General features: G+C 62.3%; 20 protein-coding genes and 1 tRNA gene. 12 read left to right on the top strand and 9 right to left on the bottom strand.

Going from position 1 to position 25,150, the window contains the following annotated elements; all coding sequences use genetic code 11:
• Window positions 1-22 precede the first annotated feature (22 nt).
• Window positions 23-742, bottom strand: a complete 720-nt coding sequence (locus ASE36_RS06715) for a pyrimidine 5'-nucleotidase (protein WP_062276719.1) — start codon at window positions 740-742, stop codon at window positions 23-25.
• A gap of 323 nt (window positions 743-1,065) precedes the next feature.
• Between ASE36_RS06715 and ASE36_RS06710 the strand changes: the two genes are divergently transcribed.
• Entirely contained in the window at window positions 1,066-1,980 is a 915-nt protein-coding gene (locus ASE36_RS06710) for a DMT family transporter (RefSeq protein ID WP_062276716.1), read from the top strand.
• A 2,100-nt stretch (window positions 1,981-4,080) separates the two neighbouring features.
• Window positions 4,081-5,565, top strand: coding sequence for a DHA2 family efflux MFS transporter permease subunit (locus ASE36_RS06705; RefSeq protein ID WP_062276711.1), 1,485 nt, complete (start codon window positions 4,081-4,083; stop codon window positions 5,563-5,565).
• A gap of 37 nt (window positions 5,566-5,602) precedes the next feature.
• On the opposite strand, the gene argB is transcribed toward ASE36_RS06705, so the two are convergent.
• Entirely contained in the window at window positions 5,603-6,490 is an 888-nt protein-coding gene (argB, locus tag ASE36_RS06700; RefSeq protein WP_062276708.1) for an acetylglutamate kinase, read from the bottom strand.
• Window positions 6,491-6,652: 162 nt separating this feature from the next.
• Between argB and ASE36_RS06695 the strand changes: the two genes are divergently transcribed.
• The 3 genes from ASE36_RS06695 to ASE36_RS06685 all read left to right on the top strand — a co-directional run bounded on the left by ASE36_RS06695 (window position 6,653) and on the right by ASE36_RS06685 (window position 8,646).
• Window positions 6,653-7,213, top strand: a complete 561-nt coding sequence (locus ASE36_RS06695) for a sigma-70 family RNA polymerase sigma factor (protein ID WP_062278166.1) — start codon at window positions 6,653-6,655, stop codon at window positions 7,211-7,213.
• Window positions 7,185-7,901: an anti-sigma factor domain-containing protein gene (locus ASE36_RS06690; RefSeq protein WP_062276705.1), complete on the top strand. Its 717-nt coding sequence runs from the start codon at window positions 7,185-7,187 to the stop codon at window positions 7,899-7,901. Before ASE36_RS06695 ends, ASE36_RS06690 begins: the two co-directional genes overlap by 29 nt.
• Window positions 7,902-8,088: 187 nt before the next feature.
• A complete protein-coding gene (locus ASE36_RS06685; protein ID WP_062276702.1) occupies window positions 8,089-8,646 on the top strand; it encodes a fasciclin domain-containing protein in 558 nt (185 codons plus the stop codon).
• 53 nt (window positions 8,647-8,699) lie between these two features.
• On the opposite strand, the gene yihA is transcribed toward ASE36_RS06685, so the two are convergent.
• The 5 genes from yihA to rpmH all read right to left on the bottom strand — a co-directional run bounded on the left by yihA (window position 8,700) and on the right by rpmH (window position 12,759).
• On the bottom strand, window positions 8,700-9,359 hold the full coding sequence (yihA, locus tag ASE36_RS06680; RefSeq protein ID WP_062276699.1) for a ribosome biogenesis GTP-binding protein YihA/YsxC: 660 nt from the start codon (window positions 9,357-9,359) through the stop codon (window positions 8,700-8,702).
• Window positions 9,360-9,420: 61 nt separating this feature from the next.
• Window positions 9,421-10,320 carry a DMT family transporter gene (locus ASE36_RS06675; protein ID WP_062278164.1) on the bottom strand — a complete coding sequence of 300 codons (900 nt, stop codon included), beginning with the start codon at window positions 10,318-10,320 and terminating at the stop codon, window positions 9,421-9,423.
• Between the two features lie 68 nt (window positions 10,321-10,388).
• Window positions 10,389-12,200, bottom strand: a complete 1,812-nt coding sequence (gene yidC, locus ASE36_RS06670) for a membrane protein insertase YidC (RefSeq protein WP_062276696.1) — start codon at window positions 12,198-12,200, stop codon at window positions 10,389-10,391.
• Window positions 12,200-12,601, bottom strand: coding sequence for a ribonuclease P protein component (gene rnpA / locus ASE36_RS06665; protein ID WP_062278162.1), 402 nt, complete (start codon window positions 12,599-12,601; stop codon window positions 12,200-12,202). Before rnpA ends, yidC begins: the two co-directional genes overlap by 1 nt.
• Window positions 12,602-12,621: 20 nt before the next feature.
• Window positions 12,622-12,759, bottom strand: a complete 138-nt coding sequence (gene rpmH / locus ASE36_RS06660) for a 50S ribosomal protein L34 (RefSeq protein ID WP_062611277.1) — start codon at window positions 12,757-12,759, stop codon at window positions 12,622-12,624.
• 321 nt (window positions 12,760-13,080) lie between these two features.
• Between rpmH and ASE36_RS06655 the strand changes: the two genes are divergently transcribed.
• The 6 genes from ASE36_RS06655 to ASE36_RS06630 all read left to right on the top strand — a co-directional run bounded on the left by ASE36_RS06655 (window position 13,081) and on the right by ASE36_RS06630 (window position 22,182).
• On the top strand, window positions 13,081-15,105 hold the full coding sequence (locus ASE36_RS06655) for a methyl-accepting chemotaxis protein (RefSeq protein ID WP_062278160.1): 2,025 nt from the start codon (window positions 13,081-13,083) through the stop codon (window positions 15,103-15,105).
• A gap of 236 nt (window positions 15,106-15,341) precedes the next feature.
• Window positions 15,342-16,775: a sensor histidine kinase gene (locus ASE36_RS06650; protein ID WP_244474697.1), complete on the top strand. Its 1,434-nt coding sequence runs from the start codon at window positions 15,342-15,344 to the stop codon at window positions 16,773-16,775.
• A 126-nt stretch (window positions 16,776-16,901) separates the two neighbouring features.
• A tRNA-Arg gene (locus tag ASE36_RS06645) sits at window positions 16,902-16,978 on the top strand.
• A gap of 204 nt (window positions 16,979-17,182) precedes the next feature.
• Entirely contained in the window at window positions 17,183-20,002 is a 2,820-nt protein-coding gene (locus tag ASE36_RS06640) for a M10 family metallopeptidase (RefSeq protein WP_062276694.1), read from the top strand.
• A gap of 227 nt (window positions 20,003-20,229) precedes the next feature.
• Complete coding sequence (locus tag ASE36_RS06635) at window positions 20,230-21,270, top strand: 4-hydroxyproline epimerase (RefSeq protein ID WP_062276692.1); 1,041 nt, start codon at window positions 20,230-20,232, stop codon at window positions 21,268-21,270.
• Window positions 21,271-21,495: 225 nt separating this feature from the next.
• Window positions 21,496-22,182: a Crp/Fnr family transcriptional regulator gene (locus ASE36_RS06630; protein ID WP_244474673.1), complete on the top strand. Its 687-nt coding sequence runs from the start codon at window positions 21,496-21,498 to the stop codon at window positions 22,180-22,182.
• A 21-nt stretch (window positions 22,183-22,203) separates the two neighbouring features.
• Here ASE36_RS06630 and ASE36_RS06625 read toward each other — a convergent pair whose 3' ends face one another.
• Both ASE36_RS06625 and ASE36_RS06620 read right to left on the bottom strand, forming a co-directional pair.
• Window positions 22,204-22,632, bottom strand: a complete 429-nt coding sequence (locus tag ASE36_RS06625; RefSeq protein ID WP_062278154.1) for an RbsD/FucU family protein — start codon at window positions 22,630-22,632, stop codon at window positions 22,204-22,206.
• The gene (locus ASE36_RS06620) at window positions 22,616-23,863 is read right to left on the bottom strand and encodes an ROK family transcriptional regulator (RefSeq protein ID WP_156378581.1); all 1,248 of its coding nucleotides are present in this window, start codon (window positions 23,861-23,863) and stop codon (window positions 22,616-22,618) included. The genes ASE36_RS06625 and ASE36_RS06620 overlap by 17 nt, the downstream gene beginning before the upstream one ends.
• A gap of 224 nt (window positions 23,864-24,087) precedes the next feature.
• Here ASE36_RS06620 and ASE36_RS06615 point away from each other — a divergent pair, with 224 nt between their 5' ends.
• Complete coding sequence (locus ASE36_RS06615; RefSeq protein ID WP_062276688.1) at window positions 24,088-25,113, top strand: sugar ABC transporter substrate-binding protein; 1,026 nt, start codon at window positions 24,088-24,090, stop codon at window positions 25,111-25,113.
• Window positions 25,114-25,150 lie beyond the last annotated feature (37 nt).

Genomic DNA, 25,150 nt, shown 5'->3' with positions numbered 1-25,150 from the left:
TTTCGTAAGCTTCACCTGAAAGTCAGGCCGGATCGCCCAGAACGTGGCCGAGGAAGCCGCTAAGATCGTCGGTGATAAAATCGACGCTCTCACCATCGATATGCTCCACCCGCTCCCAGGTTTCGAGGACAGCCGTGTCGAGATTGCGCGGCACCAGCAGCACCGTCTTCATGCCAAGCGTCTTCGGCACTTCGAGATTGCGCGGCAGATCCTCGAACATCGCGGCATGCTTCGTGTCGATGCGGTTGAGGCTGGCGAACTTGTCATAGGTGGCGCCGGCCGGCTTCGGCACATAGTCGGCCGCGACGATGTCGAAGATGTCGTCGAAGTGGTCGAGGATGCCGAGCGCACGGGCCGCATCCTGAGCATGCGCGACCGTGCCGTTGGTGAAGATGAACTTTCGCCCCGGCAGCCGCTTGATCGCATTGCCCAGCGCTTCGTCAGGCAGCAGCATCGAATAATCGATCGCATGCGCCTTTTCGAGGAAGGCGTTCGGATCGACCTTGTGATGCAGCATCAGGCCCGCGAGCGTCGTGCCGTGCTCGTGGTAGTAACGCTTCTGCAGCACCTTCGCCTCGACCGGATCGACCTGCAGCAGCTCGGCCACGAAGGCGGTCATGTTGGAGTCGATCTGCGCGAAGAGATTGATGTGATGCGGGTAGAGCGTGTTGTCGAGGTCGAAGACCCAGTCACGCACATGGGCAAAATCATCGGGCGAGGGGAGCTTGGCAGGTTTGGTCATCGGGTCCTTATGGCAGAAGCCTGAGAGGATGCAACGGGGGCCGGGTGGCTGCGTTCGATCGCATGGGTCCGCAGGAAATAGGATTGGTTGCCGCTTCGGGAAGTGCTATCAGAGGCACATGGCTCGAATGATGTTGATCCGCACCGGCAAGTCGAGTGTGATCCTGCAGGATCGCAAGCGTTTGCCATGCCGTTTCCATCCGCTTGCCACTGGGACCATCCGCCACCGCACGGCCTGATGCGCGGCCCTTGCGGCCTGCCCTTCACCGCATTTCCCCATTTCGCCGCGTCTCCGACGCCGGCTGTCATTCCGGATCGATCCCCATGGAATTCTGGGCCATCATCACCATCGGTGCTGCCTTCCTGCAGAACATGCGCTCTGCCCTGCAAAAACACCTGAAGAGCCGCATGGGCACGACAGGCGCCACCTTCGTGCGCTTCGGCTTCGGCCTGCCCTTCGCCTTCCTCTATCTCGCCATCCTGCATCAGGGCTTCGGCCACCCTCTGCCGATCCCGGGCCTCGTCTTTGCCGGTTGGGCGGTGGTCGGGGCGCTCGCCCAGATTGCCGCGACCTTTCTGCTCGTGCATCTCTTCTCCTTCCGCAACTTCGCCGTCGGCACCGCCTATTCGCGCACGGAGCCGGCCCAGGCGGCCCTGATCGCGCTCGTCTTCTTCGGCGAAACGGTGACGGCCGGCACCTTTGCCGCGATCCTCGTCTCGATCGCCGGCGTCATGCTGATCTCGGTTGCGCGCACCACGCTCACGCCCTCTGCCTTGGTGACGTCGGTTCTGAGCCGCACCGCCGGGATCGGCCTTGCCTCCGGCTTCTTCTTCGGCCTCTCCGGCACCGCCTATCGCGCCGCCTCGCTGTCGCTGGCGCCGACCTTGCCGGCCCCCGATGCGGTTATGCAGGCGGGCTACACGCTCTGTGTGGTCATCGTGGTGCAGACCCTCTCGATGCTCGCCTGGATGCTGTGGCGCGACCGGGCGGAGCTTTCCCGCATCCGCGCCGCCTGGAAGATCAGCGCCCTCGTCGGCTTCGTTGGCGCGACTGCCTCCTTCGGCTGGTTTATCGCCATGACGCTGCAGCAGGTGGCCGTGGTGAAGGCATTGGCCCAGGTCGAGATGTTGTTCACCTTCGCTTCGTCGGTCCTGTTCTTCAAGGAGCGGATCAACCGGCTTGAGGTGGCGGGATGTGGGTTGATCGTCTGCGGGGTGTTGTTGCTGGTTTTGGTTTGAGGGGGATAGGGCGACGTCTCCCCGTCGGTGGGGGAGAAAGCGATTTCGATGAATTAGGTGAGCGTAAGCCGCCTGAACATCAGAAATCGCAAGTGAGGGGGTCCGTTCGTCGTGCCACCATCACCGATCCCCTCACCGGGAAAATCTGAGGTTTAGCCCTGATCGGACTAAGCCCTCGATTTTGTAACCTCTCCCACAAGGGAGAGGCGGTCGCGGCGGCTTCCGCTCGGCCTCATGCTGAGGTGCCCACCATCACCCAGGTGCGGAACGAACCCTCGGCAGATCCTCGGGACAGGGCCCGAGGATGACGGCGATTGGGGTTAGGCCGGGTATCCTCCGCATGCGTTTCGGCCTGTTGCGACGGTTGTGGAGAATGCGTTTCCTCTCTGCGATCGTCATCCTCGGGCTTTGTCCCGAGGATCTGCCAGCGTGTCGGCACACTCGCGCTGCTTCGCAACCCGAAATGTTAAGACTGTCAAAAACCCCAAGCTTCGCCGCCGGTCGGGATCATCTCCCTCCGGRTCGGTCAAAATTTGTCTCGGACGAGGCGCCAGAAGCAACCTGTCTAAGTAGTTTATGTGGCTCCTTCCGGCGCCCCGTTCGGCGTTTTTTCCCGCTGCANTCGGTCAAAATTTGTCTCGGACGAGGCGCCAGAAGCAACCTGTCTAAGTAGTTTATGTGGCTCCTTCCGGCGCCCCGTTCGGCGTTTTTTCCCGCTGCATGCGTCCCTCTGGCAAGGCGGCGACGGGCGTCGGTCCTCGGGTCAGGCCCGAGGATGACCGACGTTCGACCGGGCGCGGGTCCGGCTGCGGCATCACCTTTCGATGACGCATCAGCCTGGCCGGTGGCCCGGGAGGTTCCCGCCGGATGGTGCACCATTCCGACCGGGACCCTCGCCCGGGGGATGAAGCCTTTGACCTTTTCAGATCTCGACCATCATCCCCGCCGTTTGTTTCGCCCCGCCGTCTGGTATGGTTCACGACAGCGTTGGCGCCTTGTCTGTGTGCCCCTGAGGCACGTCCTTCCGATCGGGTTATCCGGTTGGCGGCATCCGACCGCCAAACCTTCGTTCCATCCCCACGTCCGGAGGGAGACCGTTGCAGCGGGCCGGGGTCTTGCACCTGCGACAGCNCATCCCCGCCGTTTGTTTCGCCCCGCCGTCTGGTATGGTTCGCGACAGCGTTGGCGCCTTGTCTGTGTGCCCCTGAGGCACGTCCTTCCGATCGGGTTATCCGGTTGGCGGCATCCGACCGCCAAACCTTCGTTCCATCCCCACGTCCGGAGGGAGACCGTTGCAGCGGGCCGGGGTCTTGCACCTGCGACAGCGCTTAACCCCGGCGCCGGCCCCGCCTCGCCTGACATCGCATCGTCAGGTGTATCCGAGGGCGGGACGGGGTTGAGTTTACGGGAGGGAAAATGGTGGGGGATGAAAAAATGTGTGGGGGTTTGATTTTGTTGGGAAAAGTCTGGAAGTCATCCCCCTTTTTTCGGAAAGGGCCCTGTCTGGCGGGACTGTCTGGCGTCAGAAGGCTTGTGTATGGATCCTCGGGTCAGGCCCGAGGATGACGGAGTGTGGGGGGGCGACTGGTATCCTCCGCTACTGTCTTCACCGGACAACGTTTGCGGAGGATACCCCTATCTCCCCGAGAGGTCGTCATCCTCGGGCTTGACCCGAGGATCCAGACACAAGCCAATCTTGGGTTCCATGCACCCCTTGCGGGGGAGACTTCGGAGCGGTGGCCGAAGGCCAGAAATCGATCCAGTGAATGGATGTCAGCGAACGGGGGCCTGAGCGCGACGCCGCGCGAAGGTTTTGAGAGAAACTGGCCCGATCAGGGCCAAACCTCGGATTTCGCAAGAGGGGGGCTCGGTGAGGAGAGTGCCAACGGAACTGTGCCCCTCTCCGGGAAAATCTGAAGTTTAGGCGGCTTGCGCGGACCTCAAGCCTTGGATTTTCCGTCCTCCCCCGGAAGGGGGAGGTAGGGCCGCCGCTGGCGGGTAAGTCGTGGCATTGGCGCGCCGACCTTCAAAAACATTTGCGCTTTTCCCGCCGCGCGATACATCCAAGATACGCAACGCGCAGAAGCCGCCGGAGACCCCATGACCCCCTCGAACCCACCCGGCGCTGCCGCATCTGATCACGCCTACCCCAAGCGCTGGACGGCGCTGGCCGTGATGATGCTGGCGAATTTCATGAATTTGCTCGATGTCACCATCGTCAATGTGGCGCTGCCGAGCCTGCAGTCGGGGCTGGGGGCGACGTCGAGCCAGATCGAGTGGGTTGTGGCGGGTTACGTGCTGGTCTTTGCGCTTGGGCTTTTGCCTTTTGGCCGGCTGGGCGATGTTCGCGGCAAGAAGCGGGTGTTCCTGATGGGTGTCGGCGCCTTTACCTTCGCCTCGTTGCTCTGCGGCATGGCGCCCGGCATCAACAGCCTGATCCTCGCGCGCCTGCTGCAGGGAGCGGGTGCTGCCGTCATGACGCCGCAGGTGCTGGCGATCGCGCAGATGATGTTTCCGCCCAAGGAACGGGCGGCGGCCTTTTCGCTGTTTGGCTTGAGCGCCGGTCTCGCCTCCGTCTCCGGCCCACTGCTGGGCGGCTGGCTGATCAGCATGGATCTGTTCGGTCTTGGTTGGCGGCCGATCTTTCTCATCAACATTCCCGTTGGCATCATCACCATCCTGCTCGGCGCACGCCTGATACCGGCGCTGGCACCGCGCCCGGGGCTGAAGAACGATCTTGTCGGCATCGTGCTCGCGGGCCTCGCGATCTTCTGCGTCATCTTCCCGCTGATCGAGGGGCGCGGCTTCGGCTGGCCCGCCTGGTGTTTCGTCATGCTGGCGCTCGCTGTTCCGCTGGCGATTGCCTTTGCGCTGTGGGAGCGCCGCCAGCATCGGACAAAGGGGCCGGAGCTGCTGCCGCTCAATCTGATGACCAATCGCAACTATGTTATCGGCACGCTGATGACGGCGACCTTCTTTTCGACGCTGCCGGGTTTCTTCCTGACCTTTGCGATGTTCCTGCAACAGGGCTTTGGCTTCACCCCGTTGCAATCAGGCCTGACGACGGTGCCCTTCTCGTCGGGGATCTTCGTCGCCTCGCTGATATCAGGCCGGCTCGGCAACATCACGCCGCGCCTCAGGGTGATTGCGGGCGTCGCAATGGTCATCACCGGCATGGCGATGCTGCGCTTCCAGATCATGGGGTTTGGCGATGTGGCCGACCGGGTGGCGCTGCTGCCCTGGCTTTTGTTGAGCGGGCTTGGCATGGGGATCGCGATTGCACCGATGTTCCAGCTGGTGCTGGCGGGCGTGCCGCCGCATGATGCAGGCTCTGGTTCCGGTGCGCTGCAGGCGATCCAGCAGGTGGGAAGTGCGCTCGGGATTGCGATCGTCAGCCAGATCTTCTTTGCCGATCTGGCGACGAGCCTGGCCGCCGGCACCGCCAATCACGCGGCCTATATCCACGCACTGGCAACGGGACTGTTCTACAATTTTGCCGGCTATACACTGGTGCTGATTGCCGTGCTGATGATGCGAGCACAGGCGGGCCCGGCTGTGCAGGAAAGGCCCCTGCCGGTCGAGTGACCGGCGAGGGGTAGGGTAGGGCCGACAGCGGCAGTGCTCAGGGCACCAGCAGCGTGCCGGCGCCCGTTTCGGTGAACAGTTCGAGCAGGACCGAATGGGCGGTCTTGCCGTTGAGGATGACGACGCCCTGAACGCCGGCCTTGATCGCGTCGATGCAGGTCTCGACCTTCGGGATCATGCCGCCCGAAATCGTACCGTCCTTGATCAGCGCATGGGCTTCCGCGACCGACAGTTCCTTGATCAGGTTGCCGTTTTTGTCGAGCACGCCAGGGACGTCGGTCAGGAAGAGCAGGCGCGAGGCATTGAGCGCACCGGCAATGGCACCGGCAAAGGTGTCGGCATTAATGTTGTAGGTGGCGCCGTCACGGCCGGGGGCGACCGGGGCAATGACGGGGATCATTTCAGAGCGGGCAAGCAGGTCGAGAAGCGTGCGGTCGACTTCGACCACTTCGCCGACGAAGCCGAGATCGAGCACGCGCTCGATATTGCTGTCGGGATCGCGGACCTTCTTCTGCGCCTTTTCCGCAAAGACCATGTTGCCGTCCTTGCCGCATAGGCCGATTGCCCATTCGCCGGTCTGGTTGATCAGCGCGACGATTTCCTTGTTGATCGAGCCGGCGAGCACCATTTCGACGATCTCGACCGTCTTCTGGTCGGTGACGCGAAGGCCGTTTTCGAAGCGTGATTCGATGCCCATCTTGGCGAGCATCGCGCCGATCTGCGGGCCGCCGCCATGGACGACGATCGGGTTGACGCCGGACTGCTTCAAAAGGGCGATATCGGCGGCAAAGGCCTTGCCGAGCTCGGGATTGCCCATGGCATGGCCGCCATATTTGACGACGATGGTCTTGTTCTCATAGCGCTGCATGAAGGGCAGGGCCTGGACGAGAAGGCGGGCCTGGATTTCGCTTTCGGGAGCCGACATGGAGAAAACCTCGTTTGGAATGGCGGCCTTTTAACGCATGTGTCGCCGCGATGGAATAATCGGCTCACAATATAAGCGGCCGGTGACATGCATCTTCATCCTGTCGCATTGCAGAAACAGATTGCCGCCCTAAATCAGCTGCGACTGGAGGATGGGGGTATCATGATACGCGACGACATCGGCGAGCTGCTGGCCCGTGTGGCCCTTCGCGACCGCTCCGCGTTTTCGCTCCTCTATCAGAAGCTCTCGCCGAAACTTTTTGCCATCTGCCTTCGTATGTTGAAGGACAGGGGCGATGCGGAAGAAGCCCTGCAGGACGTTTTCGTCAGGATCTGGGACAAGGCCGGCAGCTATTCGGGCGATGGCCTCAACGCCTATGGCTGGCTCTGCGCCATCACGCGCTACCGCTGCATCGACCGCTTGCGGGCGAAGCGGCCAGAGAGCGAGGATCTGGAGGCGGCGGAAGATCTGGCCGATCTTGGGCCCGACCCCGAACAGACGGCGATGCTGCGCTCTGAAGGCGCACGCATTGACACATGCATGGAGGCATTGGATCCTGACCGGGCGCGCGCCGTCCGACAGGCCTATGTCGAGGGACTGTCCTATCAGGAACTGGCCGAGACATTCGCGGTTCCGTTGAACACGATGCGCACATGGCTGCGACGCAGCCTTTTGAAACTGAGAGAGTGCATGGATGAGCACGCCCGACCAGAGCAAGGGTGACAGATCGCGGGACGAGGTCCTCGCCGGGGAATATGTCCTCGGCGTTCTCGGTGTGCCTGAGCGCGCCGAGGTGGAGGCGCGTCTGCGCCATGACCGGCAGTTTGCCGAGGTCGTGCGCCGCTGGGAGGCCAATCTTCTCCAGTTCAACGACGACTACGCCGAGGTGACGCCGCCGGATCAGCTGTTCGGCAAGATCGAGCAGCGGCTGTTTCCGGTGGCTGAAAATAACGCTGCACCGCGCGGGCTGTGGAATGCTCTGTGGCTGTGGCGCGGACTGACATTTGCCTCGCTCGGCGGTCTGGCGCTTGTGGCTGGATTGCAATGGGCGCCCGCCTTGCGGCCGCAGCCGGCAGCCACACGGCTGACGGCGGAGCTGTCGGGCGAACAGAGCCAGATCGCGCTTCTCGCGAGTTATGACGCGGGTTCGGGCCAGCTGGCGGTAACGCCGGTGGCAGCCGGTGGCGCCGAGCAGAAATCGCTGGAGCTGTGGCTGGTCGAGGGCGAGCAGCCGCCGGTCTCGCTGGGTGTCTTGCCACAGACGGGGCAGGGCGAGATCGCCGTGCCGGAAGCCTTGCGCGGACGGCTCTCGGAAGGTGTGGTGCTGGCCGTCAGTCTGGAACCGTTTGGTGGCTCCCCGACCGGCAAGGCGACGGGTCCGGTCCTGGCCGTCGGCCCTGTGCACCCCTGATCGGCTGAAAGTTTCTTTTTAATTCAAGAGGATAGAAAAACGGCGAGAAAATTTTCGCCGTTTTTGAAACTTCTGTTCGAAGCGCCCCGTCCTTGGTGGTGTCCCCGATTGAGGGATCCCACTCAGGCGTCCGACGGCCCGAACCGTCAGGACGCGTTCAAGAACACCAAGGACAGAGGAAACCGTAATGTTCAAGATCGCCCTTCGCCCGCTCGCAATCACCGCCGCCCTGCTCGCCAGCTCCGTTGCCGCCTATGCCGCAAACCCGATGGTTGGTGGTGCAGAGATGCCCGAGACCAAGAACATCGTTGAAAACGCCGTCAACTCCAAGGATCACACGACGCTCGTTGCCGCCGTCAAGGCTGCCGGTCTTGTAGAGACCCTGTCGGGCGCCGGCCCGTTCACCGTCTTTGCCCCGACGAATGAAGCCTTTGCCAAGCTGCCGGCCGGCACCGTCGACAATCTGCTGAAGCCTGAGAACAAGGACCAGCTCACCAAGGTCCTGACCTGCCATGTGGTCGGCAAGGCCGTGATGTCGGACGCGCTGGTGAAGATGATCGCCGATGACGGCGGCGAACACGACGTGCCGACGGTCGGTGGTTGCACGCTGAAGGCCAAGGCCGCCGACGGCAAGGTGACGCTGACCGACGAGAACGGCGGCGTCTCGACCGTGACCATTGCCGACGTCAAGCAGTCGAACGGCGTCATCCACGTCGTCGACGCGGTGATCCTGCCGAAGATGTAATTTCTAAAGGAGGGGGCTGTTTAGCCCCCTGTCCCATCACAGGTGCCTGAGCGTCAAAGGCCCTGTTTGACGGCCTCGGTGATTGCGCCCCGCAATTGCTCGAGGCCGTCTGCTTTTTCAGACGAGGTCGCAAGCACTTCCGGGAAGGCGGCCGGATGTTTCTTGATCTTCTCCAGCGTCTCGGCAATCAGCCGGGGCACGCCCGCTTCCTTGATCTTGTCGGTCTTGGTCAGCACGATCTGGTAGGAGACGGCGGCCTTGTCGAGCAGCGTCAGCACTTCGTCGTCGTTCTTCTTGATGCCGTGGCGGCTGTCGATCAAGACATAGACGCGCTTCAGCGTCGCGCGCCCCCTCAAGTAATCGAAAACCAGCTTCGTCCAGGCATCGACCTGTTCCTTCGGCGCCTTGGCATAGCCATAGCCGGGCATGTCGACAAGCGCCATCGGCGGCAGATCATCGGCCTGCCCGGAAAAGCCATCGGGCACGAAATAGTTGAGCTCCTGGGTGCGACCCGGCGTGTTGGACGTGCGGGCAAGACCGGCCTGGCCGACCAGCGCATTGATCAGCGATGACTTGCCGACATTCGAGCGACCGGCAAAGGCGACTTCGAGCGGACCTTCCGGCGGCAGGAATTCCATCGACGGCACGCCGCGGATGAAGATCCACGGACGGACGAACAGGGGATAGTCGCTTCTCTGATTGGGGTCGCGCATGGCTCTGGCCTCTCTTGAACCCGGTCAATTCAGGTTTTGCGCGGCAAAGTCAAGCCGCAGCTCATTGAACCTCTGCGCGGGAAGGGCGCATGTGGCTGACGAGATAGGTGAAGAGGGCGGCCATGACGATCGCGCCGCCAAGGATCGTACGGCCCGAGGGGATCTCGTTGTGCAGGATCACCATCCAGACCGGGGCGAGGATCATTTCGGCCGTGCCGAGGAGGGCTGCGAGCGCTGACGGGATGAGCCGCGCGCCCGTCACGTAGAGCGCCATGCCGAGGCCGAGATTGAGGGCGCCGAAGCAGAAGAGCAGCGCGAGATCCTGGCCGCCCACGACAAAGGCGCCGGCCTGGGTGGCCGCAATGACAGACGCGATGAAGGAGCCGCCACAGGCGGCCGGTGTCATGCGGATGCCGGGATAGCGGCGGGTAACGACGGTCATGCAGGCGAAGATTGCGGGGATGCTGGCCGCAAGCGTCAGCCCGAGCACGGAGCCGCCTTCGCCGATCGAGGCCGAGACCATGATGCCGACGCCGAGGATGACGGCAAAGATCGCGCCCCAGGTGACCGGCGTGATCGGCTCGCCGAGAACGATACGGGCGAGAAGCGCCGCAAAGAGCGGGATCGAGGCCATGAACAGCACGACATTCGCAACCGGCGTCATCGAGACCGCGAGCACGAAGAAGGTGGAGACCAGCGCGAAGCCGACGGCGATGGAGAAACCGGGCCAGCCGAGTGCACGGAAGAGACGGAGCGTGCCACGCGGCCCGTCGCGCAAGAGCATGAAGACGGCGAGGAAGAGGCCCGCGAACAGACAGCGCCAGAAGACGATGGTCCAGCCGTCGGCAACGCCGATGAAACGCTGGATCGCGCCGCCATAGCTCCAGGCGATGGCGGAGCCCAGCACGAGTGCGATACCGGCAAGCGAGCGGGGAGTTGGAAGTGAGGCAGCCTGGGTCATGATGTCTCGATGCACTGCAGCAAGGGGCTGAAACGAGAAAGCCCCGGCAGAACCGGGGCTTGTCGAGATCATTTGGTGCCAGCGGGTTTTCGCCGGAAGACCTTGCCGATGTTTTTGAACAGCTCGATGTCGACGCCGTGGCGCTTCATGATGATCGACTGCTGCAGGACCGAAAGCGTGTTGTTCCAGGCCCAGTAGATCACGAGACCGGCCGGGAATGTGCCGAGCATGAAGGTGAAGATCACCGGCATCCAGTTGAACAGCATCGCCTGGGTCGGATCCGGCGGCGTCGGGTTCATGCGCATCTGGACCCACATGGTGATGCCCATGATGATCGGCCAGACGCCGAGATGCAGGAAGGTCGGGGCTGCGAAGGGCAGGAGACCGAACAGGTTGACGAAGCTCGTCGGATCGGGCGCCGAAAGGTCCTGGATCCAGCCGAAGAACGGCGCGTGGCGCATTTCGATGGTGACGTAAATGACCTTGTAGAGCGCGAAGAAGACGGGGATCTGCAGGAGCACCGGCCAGCAGCCGGCGACCGGGTTGATCTTCTCTTCCTTGTAGAGCGCCATCATCGCCTGCTGCAGGCCCATGCGGTCGTCGGCATATTTCACCTTCAGCTCTTCAAGCTTCGGCTGCACGCGCTTCATGTTGGCCATGGAGGCGTATTGCTTGCTGGCGAGCGGGAAGAACAGAACCTTGACCACGATGGTGGTGAGCAGGATCGCGACGCCGAAGTTGCCAACGAGATGATAGAAATAGTCCATCATCTTGAACATCGGCTTGGTGAAGAAATAGAACCAGCCCCAGTCGATCATCAGGTCGAACTTCGGGATGTTGAGGTTCGCTTCATAGGCGTCGATGACCGGAACCTGCTTGGCGCCGGCAAAGACCAGAGTCTTCATCGAGGTGTTCTGACCGGCCGGGATGCTGACAGCATCGGCCTTGAAATCGGCCTGGAAGCGCGGCTGGCCGTCGGTGAAGTGCGAGAAGCGCGATTCGAACGGCAGGGTCTGGGCCGGAATGATCGACGACGCCCAGTATTTGTCGGTGATCCCCAGCCAGCCGCCGGTTGCCTTCGGATTGACGACGTTTTCCTTCTCGATCGCAGCATACTTGTCCTGAACCAGGCTGCCTTCCGCGCCGAGCACGCCGAGGAAGCCTTCATGCAGCACGAAGATCGCAGGCGTCGCCGGCTTGTTGTAGCGCGTGATGCGGCCATAGGGCGCGATGCTGGCAGAGGCGGTGCCGCCATTCGCAATCGTGTCCTCGACGGTGAACATGTAATGCTCGTCGACCGAGATCTTGCGGGTGAAGGTGAGGCCGGCATCATTGGTGTAGGTGAGGGTCACCGGGGTCGCTTCCGTCAGCGTCGCGCCGGCGGGCGCGGTCCAGACGGTGTTCGGGCCGGGGACCTGGCCGGCATTGTCGCCGGCGATGAAGCCGAGCTCGGTGAAATAGGCGTCCTTGGTCTCGGCCGGATTGAACAGCGTGACGATCGGGCTCGTCTTGTCGACGGTCTCACGGTACTGCTTGAGCTTCAGGTCGTCGAAGCGCGCGCCGGTGAGGTTGATCGAGCCCTGAAGATCCTGCGTGTCGATGGCGATCCGGGCGGTCTTGGCGACAGCGGCTTCGCGGCTTTCGACGGACCCGGCCGTGGCAGCGCCGGCGGGAAGCGCGCCGTTGACGGCGGTACCCGCAGCCGGCGTGGTGGTGGTCGCGGCAGGATTTGCGGCCTCGGCAGCCTGCTGCTGCGCGATCTGGGCCTCCTGCGCCTTGCGCTGGGCCTCAATGCGAGGGTTCATGTAGAAGAACTGCCAGGCAAGTACGATCAGCACCGATAAGGCAATCGCGACGAAATAATTGCGGTTGTTCTTCATCATTCTTTCCTGGGACCGGTCTTGTGCGACCGCGTGTTGTTCGTCTGGCGGTTTTCAATACGATGGATCAGCTGTTGCGACAGCTGACTGAAGGGTGCACCGAGCACCTCGCGCCGGCCGACAATGACATAGTCGTGTCCCGGCTTCATTGCAAACGCCGCATTCAGTCGCACGGCTTCTTTGAGCCTGCGCCGCATACGATTGCGTTCCACTGCATTGCCATGTTTCTTGGTGACCGTGTAGCCCACTCGGGCCGGCGCGTCGTCCTTGCGGTCGAGGACCTCGAGGAGGAACAGTCGACCCTTGCGCGCTTCGCCGCGTCTGACGGCGAGGAACTGGGGCCGGCTTTTCAGCCGGCCGACAGATATCTTGGTGTCCGTGGACGTCATGAGCCCGTCAATCTCGTCGGGCACTTCAGGCCTTAAGCCGAAAGCTTCGCACGACCGCGCGAGCGGCGAGCGTTGAGGACCTGACGGCCGCCCTTGGTCGCCATGCGTGCACGGAAACCGTGGCGACGCTTGCGAACAAGCTTGGAAGGTTGGAAAGTACGCTTTGACATTTATTTAATACCGCGGTGTGCGGCCCTTCTTGGGATTTGCATTGCTGCAAAAGCGTTGGTTCATCGCACGGGAAAACGCCGCCGGGGCGCCTTTTCCGAACGTGCGCGGCTTATACGGGTGCGGGTCCGAAGAGTCAATCGCGCGACGGCGGAATTGAAGGGACGTGATTTCCCCTCTACGCGGCGGAAAAACTGCACGGATCTGCACGACATGAGCACTCCCTAAAAATGGGGAGGAACGAGCCGTTAAACTCTCCTGACTAACCTATCCGAATATTAGGGAGTATGCGCGTTGGGCGCATTCGCATTGGAGTGCAGGTCGTGAAGGTTAGCGGCAAAGTCTATTCGTTGGTGGGCATTCTGGGGGTGGCAGCGATTGTCATCGGCGCTATGGGCGTGTTCGTGACGGTCCAGTACGGGCAAAAATCGGCAGCGCTTCTGGAGATTTCCCAGCGCGCCTATTTGGGTGAGCGTCTGAACCGCATGGTGACGGCCGTGGTCATGGAAGCGCGCGGTATCTACGCCGCGCCCAATACCGAGAAAGCCAAGCCCTTCGCCGAAGGGATCCTGAAGAACCTCGACAAGATGGATGCAGCCCTTGCCCAATGGAAGCCTCTGGTGCCCGAGGCGCAGAAGGCGACCTTCGACGGCATGACGGCGAAAGCCGCTGAATTCCGCACGTTCCGCGCTGAAACGGCACGTCTCGGGATCGAGGCCGATCCCAAGGAAGCCAATGCCCAGGGCAATACCGACGCCAACCGCGCTAACCGCAAGGCCTTCCAGGCCGACATCGATGCGGTGGTCGAGGCGGATCTGGCCGAACTGACGGCGATGACGGACAGCCTCGCCTCCTTCCGCAGCACCATGTTGATGTTGATTTCCGGCGTGACCCTGCTGGCCGTCGCCATCGGGGCCGGCCTCGGCATTCATATCGGCGTCAACCATCTGAGCCGCCCGATCCGCCGTGTAACCGGCGCGATGAACGCCATTGCCGGCGGCAATTATTCGACCGAAATCCCCTATAGCGGTCGTCCGGATGAAATCGGCGAGATGGCTGCGGCTGTCGAGGTATTCAAGGAGAACGGTCTCTCGGTTCAGCGGCTTAACGCCCAGGAAAGCGCCATGCGCGCCAAGAGCGACGATCTGCAGACCAGCATGGCGGCTGTCGTCGCCTCCGCTGCTGCCGGCGATTTCTCCCGTCGCATCGAGAAGGACTACGAGGACGCCAACCTCAACCGTTTCGCCTCGAACATCAACGAGCTTCTCGGTTCGGTCGAGACCGGTGTTTCGGAAACCAACCGCGTTATCGGCAGCCTGGCTGCCAACGACCTGTCGCAGGAAATGAGCGGCACCTTCCGCGGCGTCTTCGCCGAGCTGCAGGAAAACGTCAACAAGTCCTTCCAGCGCCTGCGCCAGACCATGTCTGATATCCGCGGCCGCACCGACTCGATCAATGACAATACGGTGCAGCTCACGTCTGCGACCAATGATTTGTCGAAGCGCACGGAACAGCAGGCTGCAGCACTGGAGGAAACCTCGGCAGCACTCGACGAGATCACGGTCGTGGTCCGTCAGTCGAGCGAGCGCGCCCAGGAGGCGAGCCACATGGTGACCGAAGCCAAGCACAGCGCCGCCCAGTCGGCGACCGTGGTTGGTGAAGCGGTCAACGCCATGGGCCGTATCGAGCAGGCTTCGCGCGAAATCTCGCAGATCATCAACGTCATCGACGAGATCGCTTTCCAGACCAACCTCCTGGCGCTGAATGCAGGCGTCGAAGCGGCCCGCGCAGGCGAAGCCGGCAAGGGTTTTGCGGTCGTTGCCCAGGAAGTGCGCGAACTCGCCCAGCGCTCTGCCAATGCCGCAAAGGACATCAAGACGCTAATCACCAAGTCAGGCGAGGAAGTCGCCGGCGGCGTGAAGCTGGTGCAGCGCACCGGAGAGGCACTGTCGGAAATCGAAAGCCGCGTGTTGAAGATCAACGACCATATTCATTCGATCGCGGCTGCCGCCAAGGAGCAGTCAACGGGTCTCGCCGAGGTGAATACCGCGATCAACCAGATGGACCAGGTTACCCAGCAGAACGCGGCCATGGTCGAGGAAACGTCGGCCTCGACCCACAAGCTGTCGGCGGAAGCAGGCGGCCTCGCCCAGATCATCGGCCAGTTCAAGCTCGGCGACGACGCCCGTGGCATGCGCGCGGCGCCAGCACCGGTCGCAGCCCAGCATCGGCCGGTGGCATCGCCGGCACGGCAGCTGGCCGGCAGCGTTGCCCGTGCCTTTGGCGGCTCCGGCCGGGCGGCGGCCGCAGCGGCTGCCCCCAAGGGCGACAGCTGGGAAGAGTTCTGATCTTTGAGAATATCCGAGAAAAATCGAGGGCCGCGGCATCCAATGCCGCGGCCGTTTCGTTTCCATGACCAAAGATTAACGTCTGCGGCGATCTTCCGCGTGGTCTTGTCTGGCGCGCTCGACTAAGATGTCTGGACGCCCCGATCCGAAATCGACCTTTGGGACAACAGGAACGTGACTTGATGTTTGACCGGCAGGACAGCGATCTGCAGTCCGACCTCTCCGGTGGCTACCGCATGCCGAGCCGGATCAGGGGGCTGTCCGGCAAGCTGTTGTGGCTGACGATTGCCTTCGTGATGTTGGCCGAAATCCTGATTTTTGCGCCGTCTGTCGCCACCATGCGCCAGCGCTGGCTGCAGGATCGCCTCAATACGGCTGCCGCTGCCGGCGTGGTCATCGATGGCCTGCAGCCGCTGGAATTGCCGCGCGGTGTGCAGGAGGACACGCTGGCGACCACGGGCACCAAGGCGATCGTGTTGCGCAAGGACGGTACCTCGCGCCTGCTCGCCGTGACCGAGATGCCGGCGGAAGTGGATGCCGCTTACGATCTTGCCGATTATTCCGAGCTCGAATCGATCCGCGATGCCTTCTACACGCTGTTCTTCGGCGGCGACCGCCTGCTGCGCGTCTACGGCCCGATTGCCGATGCGAGCGACACGACCATCGAGATCGTCATGGAGGAGAGGCCGCTGCGCCGCGCCATGCTGGGTTACGCGCACAACATCCTCATCGTCTCGCTGATGATCTCGGTGATCACCGCCGTCCTGATGTTCCTCGCCATCAACCGGATCATGATCATGCCGGTGCGGCGGCTTGCCCGCAGCATGCAGGCCTTTGCGGAAAATCCGGAGGATCCTGCCCGAATTTTGAACCCATCGGACGGTCACGACGAAATCGCGGTGGCTGGTCGCCACCTGACCCGCATGCAGGATCAGTTGCAAAAGACGCTCCGCCAGCAGAAGACGCTGGTCGATCTCGGCCTCGCGGTCTCCAAGATCAACCACGACATGCGCAACATTCTGGCCTCTGCCCAGCTGATGTCGGACCGGCTGGTGGATGTCGAGGATCCGCTGGTAAAAAGTTTTGCCCCGAAGCTTCTGCGCGCGATCGACCGGGCCGTTGGTTACACGAGCGAGGTCCTGTCCTATGGGCAGACCTCGGAGGCCGAGCCGCAACGCCGGCGCTTCCGCCTGGTCGAGCTTTGCCAGGAGGTGCGTGAACTTCTGCAGTTGAACCAGGAGCTGGCCATCGAATTCGTCGAGATGATCGCGCCGGATATCGAGATCGACGGCGACAGCGAACAGCTCTTCCGCGTCATTCACAACATCTGCCGCAATGCCGTGCAGGCACTGGCGAGCCACGCACCCGACGATCCCGACCATCCGCGCCGCATCACCGTTTCGGCCCAGCGCACCGGCTCGGTCGTCGCGATCACCATCGACGACACCGGGCCCGGCATGCCGCCTAAGGCCCGCGAAAATCTCTTCGCCGCCTTCCGCGGCTCGGCCCGCTCGGGCGGGACGGGGCTGGGGCTGGCGATTGCCCGCGAACTGGTGCTCGCCCATGGCGGCACGATTGCGCTTGTGGAAAAGCCGGGGCCAGGCACCCTGTTCCGCATCGAAATCCCCGACAGGCCAGTGGCTCTCAACGACTGGCGCGCCCGCGCCTGAGCCTTCTTTCGGAAGCCGCTTGAGGTGACGTGACGGCAAAATGACTCTTTTTTGAAAAACGACGCTTGCATTCCAAAGCGTCACGCTTTAGAGGATCGCCAACGCCGACGAACAGTCGGCTGGCAAGCACCCGTAGCTCAGCTGGATAGAGCACCAGACTACGAATCTGGGGGTCAGGAGTTCGAATCTCTTCGGGTGCGCCATTTTTTTCTCTCCCTTCCCACGTCATGCAGTCGAGCAATTGCGTCTGGTACGCGTCGTCGGCTGCGAGGTTGCGGCAATTCCATAAATTTCGAGCTTTTTCGTTGAGCCCGCGTTTACCGCTCTTGCTTACCCGACCCTAATCCCTTGTTGTTACAACAGTCTCCAAGAACCGCGGTCCGGCCGCAGATACCTTGGGGAAGCACATGGCATTGGCAACCTGGACGGACCAGCAGGTCATCAACCAGCTCAATTCGGGCTCCAAGTGGTCCGGCTCGGTCATCACCTACTCCTTCCCCACGGTCGTCTCTGCCATGGCCACCTATTCGGGCGAGTCGGGGTTTTCTGCCTTCAACGCCACGCAGCAGGCGCGCGCCATTCTGGCGCTGACGCTCTGGGATGATGTCATCGCCTCGTCGATCCAGCAGGTGACGGCCGGCACGACGACCTCGGCGGCGAATATCGAATTCGGCAATGCGACCTCCGGCGTCAGTTACGCCCATGCCTACTTTCCGACCACCGGCAGCGTCTGGATGAACAGCGCCTATAATTCGGGCCAAGGCACCAATGACCTGATGACCCCGAAGATCGGCGCGCACGGCTTCCTGACCTTCGTCCACGAGATTGGCCATGCCCTGGGTCTCGAACACATGGGTGAATACAACGGCAGCGCCGATACGCCATCCTCCTACCAGGATTCGACCGTCTACTCGGTCATGTCCTATTTCGGCCCGTCCTGGGGATCCGGTTCGTCGAATGGCGAGGGCCTGGTGGCCTGGGCCGACTGGGTCGGCGCGGATGGCAAGCTCTATTCGCCGCAGACGCCGATGATGAACGACATCATGACCATGCAATCCATGTATGGCGCCGACACGACGACCCGGACCGGCAATACCGTCTATGGCTTTCAGTCCAACATCACCGGCACGACGGCTGCGATTTATGATTTCACCCAGAACCTCAACCCGATCATCTGCATCTGGGATGCCGGCGACACCGATACGCTGAACCTGTCGGGCTGGAACACCGCGAGCACCGTCGATCTTGCGCCGGGTTCCTTCTCGTCGGCCAACAGCATGACGATGAACATCTCGATCGCGCGGGGCGCCTGGATCGAAAACGCCGTCACCGGCAACGGCAACGACACGGTCACCGCCAACGCTCTCGCCAACGTCATCACCACCAATGGCGGCAATGATACGATCAACGCGCTCGGCGGCAACGACACGATCGCGGCCGGGACCGGCAATGACCGGATCGACGGCGGCGAGGGCACCGACACGGTGGTCTTCGGCGACAGCTGGGCGAATATCACCTGGACCTACAATGTCGCGCTCGCCACCTTCACCTTCATGGGAACCCTGATCGGCGCCGACACGATCACGGCGGTCGAACGGTTCATCGATTCGATGAATGTCGAACGCACGCTCGCCTCGCTGCTGGATCCCAGTCTTCTGCCGGCCGTCGCTTCGGTCGCGGCCGGGGCTTCGACGGTCACCGAAGGCACGGGTAGCACCACCGCCGTCACCTTCACCATCACTCTAAGTAAGGCTGCGACCGCGACGGAAAGTCTGACCTGGACCGCTGCCGGCACGGGCACCAATGCCGCAAATGCCTCGGATTTCAGCGGGGCCTTGACCGGCACCGTGAGCTTCGCTGCCGGCGAAACGACCAAGACCGTGACCGTCTATCTGAATGGCGACACCACCTTCGAAAGCGCCGAAACCTTTGCGCTGGCGCTGTCCGCTGCATCGTCGGGACTGAAGCTCGGTACTGCCTCTGCCACGGTCACCATCGCCAATGACGACGCGCAGGCCACCCCATACATTCTCAATGGAACCTCGCGTTCCGAGGTCCTCACCGGCACGGACTTCATCGACCAGATTTCCGGCGGTGGTGGCAATGATACGCTGCGAGGCAATGCTGGTAATGATATCCTGTTCGGTGCTGCGGGTAACGACATCCTTGATGGAGGGGCAGGTGCAGACCAGATGACGGGCGGCGCCGGCAACGACATTTATTATGTCGATGTGCTCGGAGACGTAATCACCGAGGCGCGCAATGCGGGCACCGACACGGTGCGCACGACGCTGTCTGTCTATACGTTGTCGAGTTGGCTCGAGAACATCGAATATCTCGGCGCCGGCGATTTTACCGGCGCCGGCAATGAACTTGCCAACCGCATTACCGGCGGTGCGGGCAACGACACGCTGTCAGGTGGCATCGGCAACGATACGCTGATCGGCGGGCTGGGCAATGACAGTCTCGACGGCGGCGCCGGCAACGACACGATGACCGGCGGTGCCGGCAACGACAGGATGACCGGCGGTGCCGGCAACGACACCTATGTCGTGGACAGCAGCCATGACAGCGTCTCTGAAATCGCAGGGCAGGGCATCGACACCGTGATGACCAGCTTGACGAGCTATCGCCTCGGCAATTACATCGAGAACCTCACCTATACAGGGACCTCGGCGTTCAAGGGCTACGGCAACAGCCTCGACAATGTGATGATCGGCGGAAGTGGCGCGAACACGCTTGACGGCGGTGCCGGGAACGACACGCTGTACGGTCAGGGCGGCAACGACACTCTGCTCGGCAATACAGGCAACGACACCTTGTATGGCGGTGAAGGCAATGATCGTCTTGATGGCGGCACCGGGGACGATTGGCTCTCTGGCGGTCTCGGCAATGACACGCTGACAGGCGGCGCCGGCGCAGACAAGTTCGTCTTCGCCGAGACAGGCGCTGGCAATGCCGACCGGATCACAGACTTCGACTCGCTCGACCAGATTTTGCTCGACGTGGACGTTTTCACCGACATCGGCTCGCTTGGTACGCTGCTCGAACAGGCCTTCGGTTCGGGGTCGACGGCCACCACTGCCGACCAGCGCATCCTGCACGACCAGTCGACTGGGGCTCTTTATTATGACGCCGATGGCAGCGGTAGCGTCGAGGCGACCATCTTCGCTTATGTGAAGGTCGGCCAGATCCTGACGCATGACGACTTCGCGCTCGTCGCCTGATCTTGCTCACCGGATATTCTGACGGGCGATGCTGAAAAGCGTCGCCCGTTCGGCTTTTTCCGCTTCCCTGACAAAAGGGCTTGGTGAACACGAAAGCGTGTTCTAACTGTCGACTTTATCGTTACAGGCCGGGATTCGGCCCCTGCCATGCGTGCGTTGCGGCCAAGCCGCAGCGACCGCAGAGGCGCGCAGGCGCGGATCCGATGTCGTGAATGTGAGACAGTGACATGAGATGGAAGCGTACGATCCAGCTTCTCGACGTGCATGCCGAAGGTGAAATCGGCAAGGTCGCGATCGGGGGTGTTCCGAAGATTCCCGGTAATACGGTGGCCGACCAGTTGGCCTGGCTGAACAGCGATCCCAAGGGCGAGGAACTGCGGCGCATGCTTGTCCTGGAGCCGCGCGGCGCGCCGATCGGTTCGGTCAACCTGCTGCTGCCGCCCAAACACCCGGACGCCGATGCCGCTTTCGTCATCCTTCAGCCGGATCAGGCGCATGCTAGTTCCGGGTCCAACTCTATCTGCGTGACGACGGCGCTGCTCGAAAGCGGCATGGTGGAAATGCGCGAACCTGAAACCATCGTCATGCTGGAAACGGCAGCCGGCCTGGTCAAGGCCACGGCAACATGCCGAGACGGTCGCTGCGAACGCGTCAAGCTGACCATGGTGCCGTCCTTCGTGCACGAACTCGACGTTCGGCTCCATACCGACAACTGGGGCCCTGTTGCCTTCGACCTCGCCTATGGCGGCATCTTCTACGCGTTGGTTGATGTGGCCCAGGTGGGGCTGACCATCGACAAGGCCAATGCGCGGGCGCTGGTCGAGGCGGGCATGATCCTGAAGCAGGAGATCAACGGCAGCATTCCGGTGGTCCATCCGGAAATTCCGGCGATTTCCGGTGTCGCCTATGTCATGTTCCGCGATGTCGACCCCGACGGTGCCATCCGCACCTGCACCACCATGTGGCCCGGGCGCGTCGACCGCTCGCCATGCGGTACCGGCAATTCCGCCAATCTGGCTACACTCCATGCCCGCGGGCGGGTGAAAGTGGGCGATCAGATGCTGTCGCGCTCGATCATCGGTTCGGAATTCGAGGTGGGTCTGTCGGCCTTGTCGGAGGTTGCCGGTCGCCCGGCGGTCATTCCGACGATCAGCGGCCGCGGCTTTACCTTCGGCCTGCATCAGGTGGCGCTCGATCCCTTTGATCCTTTCGAGCGTGGCTTCGCCCTGACCGACGTCTGGGGTCCATCCTCGGGCTCGATCGGGTAAGGGCTTCGGGGCGTGAGAGGCACCGTCTCGCATGTCCGGCATTTGAATTAAATTCGTCTGATGTTGCTAGGCGAATTGTAAGGGTCTTGATCGCAGCCATCTTGCTATCGTGTGGGGCGATGGAGATAAGTACTCTCTCGAAATCGTGATTCAGAAGATCGACAAGTACAATCAAAGATGAAATCGAATTTAGCGGCAGGCTCCATGGTTCAAAATGTTGCAGGCATGCCAACAACACTCCGGGGTTGTAGGGTGTTCTCCGGCCTGAGCCTTGAAGAGGATCGGGAGTGGCTGCAGCGTTGCCATTCGCGCACGCTTTCGGCCGGCGAAAGTCTGGTCGATTTTGAGGACATGTCCAAGGATGTCTTCATTGTTCAGACGGGTGAGATCCGTGCCGTCTTGCGTTTCTCTGTCGGCAAGGAAGCGATCCTTGGCAGTTTCAAGCGGGGCGACATCCTTGGTGAGCAGGCGGCGGTCGACGACCTCGCGCGCTCCGCGAGCCTGATGGCGGTCAGTGATGCCTCGGTCACCGTCATCCCCTATGCCGTGTTTCACGACATCCTGCAGCAGCGCCCCGATGTGGCGCTCGGATTGCTCCAGCATCTGTCACGCCGCATCCGCGGCATGAACGACCGCCTTTCGGAGATGTCTTTCCTCGATACGAAGCACCGGCTCTACAATACGCTGTTGCGGCTTTCGCGGGTGCGCAATGATGGAAGCCGCGAGCGCATTATATCGCCGCCGCTCGTTCATGCGGAACTGGCCGAGCATATCGGTGCCAGCCGCGAGACGGTCTCGCGCGAGATGTCGAGGCTGGCGCGCGAGGATCTTGTCGAGCGGACGAGCCGGGCCATCGTTCTGAAAAACCCGCTCGAGCTCTCCCGCCGCCTGTCCAGGGCCCTGGAAGGCTGATCCTTTCTCGCCTACGCGAGATCAGGGATAGATGACACCCTTGCGCAGGACGACATTGGCGTAAAGCCGCGGCTCACCCGTCTGGATAACCGTATGGGCGGCCTTTACGCGGTTGTAGAAATCGGCCCCGATCAGCTTTGTCACCGGCACTTTCGGCTCATGCCGGGCGCAGCAGTCGATGATCTCCTGATGGACGGGATCGACCTGGTCCGGCTTGCCGCCGACCACCGACCGGAAGATGGCTTCCGGCACGAAGTCGTCGATCGGCATCACGCTCAGCACGGCGTTGAGCACCGGCACCAGATGGTGGCCGTCGAGGCGGACGAGACGGCGGGCATGTTCGAGTGCCGGATAATTGCCATCAACGATGGCGATTTCGTCGCCATGGCCCATGGCACGCAAGGTGGCGAGAAGTTCGGGGCTCAGGAGGGGATCAATTCCCTTCAGCATGATGTGTGTCCTTGAACAATACGGTTTGGTCGATGAGATAGCGATCGAAGATCGGCAGGCTGGCGCCGCCGATGGCGCGGGCCTGGGCGCCGACTTCGCCCTCGATGATGTCTGGTACGACAACGCCCTGCAGGTCGAGGCGGTTCATCGCTTCGATGGTGGCCTGGACCAGACGCTTGCGCACCCAGTCCGGAAAGCCGCCGTCGATGATGGCGGCGGCAAAGTCGATGATCGAGGCGGCGGCGACCACGGCCTGGGCAAGGGCGGCGGCGGTATCCTGGATCCAGATTTCGAGCGGCTCGCCGAAATCGATCCATTGTTCTGCGGCGTACCAGAGCGGCTGCGGATCGATGCCGCGTTCGCGCAGCAGATTTTCGAGGACGAAGATCGAGGCGATGTCCAGGAGCTGTCGCGTCTCGCCATGTTTGTCGCGCACGGGAAGCGGGCCGATCGCGCCGGCAGTGCCAGTGCGCCCGACAAAGAGAGCGGCATTGACGACAATGCCGCCGCCGATGAAGGAGCCGATGTAGAAATAGACGAAATCCGGATAGCGCTGTCCGGCGCCGAAGACGAGTTCGGCCCCACAGGCACTGGTCGCGTCATTGCGTAAGTAAACGGGGTGCCCCATGCGCGCCTGGACGGCCGCCTGCAGATCCACCTGGCGCCAGATGTCCATGGCCCCGGCGGGCGCACCGACTTCTTCCGCCCAGTTCCACAATTCGAAAGGGGCAGCGATGCCGATGCCGGCGATGCGGTTGCGCTGGGCCTCGTCCATGGCGGCCTCCAGCGCATGGATGCCGTCGCAGATGAAGGGCAGGAGGTGGTCGGGATGCGGATAGGGATAGGTCTGGTGCCTCTGCTCGCGGATCTCGCCGGCAAAATCCATCAGCACCAGATCGGCGCTGCGCCGGCCGATCTTCACGCCGAAGGAGAAGACCGCCTCGGGATTGATGTACATCGGCACGGAAGGCTGGCCGACGCGGCCGCGAATGGGCTCGCCGCGCATCAGCAGTTCGTCGCTTTCGAGCGAGCGCATGATGACCGACACCGTCTGCGGCGAAAGCCCGGTCAGCCGGGCGATGTCCGCCTTCGAACAGCCCGGATGCTGACGCACCAGCGACAGCACCAGACGTTCGTTATAGGCGCGCACACGGACCTGGTTCGAGCCTCCGCCGGCGCTCGACTTCAGGCCCTGATCGACCGCTTGCGTATAGCTTTCCTGTGACACCAAGGCCGCTCCTCCCGACCGCTCCCTTTTACGGCAGCTCCGCGAGAATGTCACAGCGATTTAATAATTCAACTGGATTTATTTATTGACAGCTCAAAACTTCTGTAGTTTTTAATGGGTCGTGGAGGAGTGGGGCCGAGAAACCCCGATCGGATTGCGAAGGCGCGATCCGTGCCGACACGTTGCGGCCGGAGGAGCTGGCCCACCAACTTTCGGGAGGATACCTAATGAAAAAGTCTCTGCTTACCGCTGCCTTGTCGACGCTTGCGCTGGGCGTCGTCTTCGCCGCTCCGGCCTCGGCCGCCGACGTTTCGGCCTGCCTCATCACCAAGACCGACACCAACCCCTTCTTCGTCAAGATGAAGGAAGGCGCGACCGCTAAGGCCGCCGAACTCGGCGTCAACCTGAAGGCCTATGCCGGCAAGGTCGACGGTGACCATGACAGCCAGGTTGCGGCCATCGAATCCTGCATCGCCGACGGCGCCAAGGGCATTCTGATCGCGGCTTCCGACACCAAGGCGATTGTCGACCAGGTCAAGAAGGCCCAGGAAGCCGGCCTGCTCGTGATCGCGCTCGACACGCCGCTCGATCCGGCAACCGCTGCCGACGCCACCTTCGCAACCGACAACCTTCTTGCCGGCAAGCTGATCGGCCAGTGGGCTGCTGCCACCCTCGGCGACAAGGCCAAGGACGCCAAGATCGGCTTCCTCGACCTCGTACCGTCGCAGCCGACCGTCGACGTTCTGCGCGACCAGGGCTTCATGATCGGTTTCGGCATCGACCCGAAGGATCCGAACAAGATCGGCGACGAAGATGATGCACGCATCGTCGGCCACGACGTGACCAACGGCAACGAGGAAGGCGGCCGCAAGGCCATGGAAAACCTTCTCCAGAAGGATCCCGACATCAATGTCATCCACACGATCAACGAACCGGCCGCTGTTGGCGCCTACCAGGCTCTGAAGGCTGTCGGCAAGGAAAACGACGTCCTGATCGTTTCGGTCGACGGTGGTTGCCCGGGCGTCAAGGCCGTGGCCGACGGCCAGATCGGTGCCACCTCGCAGCAGTATCCGCTGCTGATGGCGTCGCTCGGCGTGGAAGCGATCAAGAAGTTCGCTGAAACCGGCGAGAAGCCGAAGCCGACCGAAGGCAAGGACTTCTTCGACACGGGCGTCGCCCTCGTCACCGACAAGCCGGCTGCCGGCGTTGAGTCGATCAGCGTCAAGGAAGGTACGGACAAGTGCTGGGGTTGATCCCCGCAGCTTGATGGCGGACCATGAAAAGATCGGG

The sequence above is a fragment of the Rhizobium sp. Root274 genome, from assembly GCF_001429245.1.
In the GTDB taxonomy this organism is placed as follows: Bacteria; Pseudomonadota; Alphaproteobacteria; order Rhizobiales; family Rhizobiaceae; genus Allorhizobium.
Note: the sequence above shows the minus strand (reverse complement) of the source record. Positions and strands in the feature narration are given on the sequence as shown.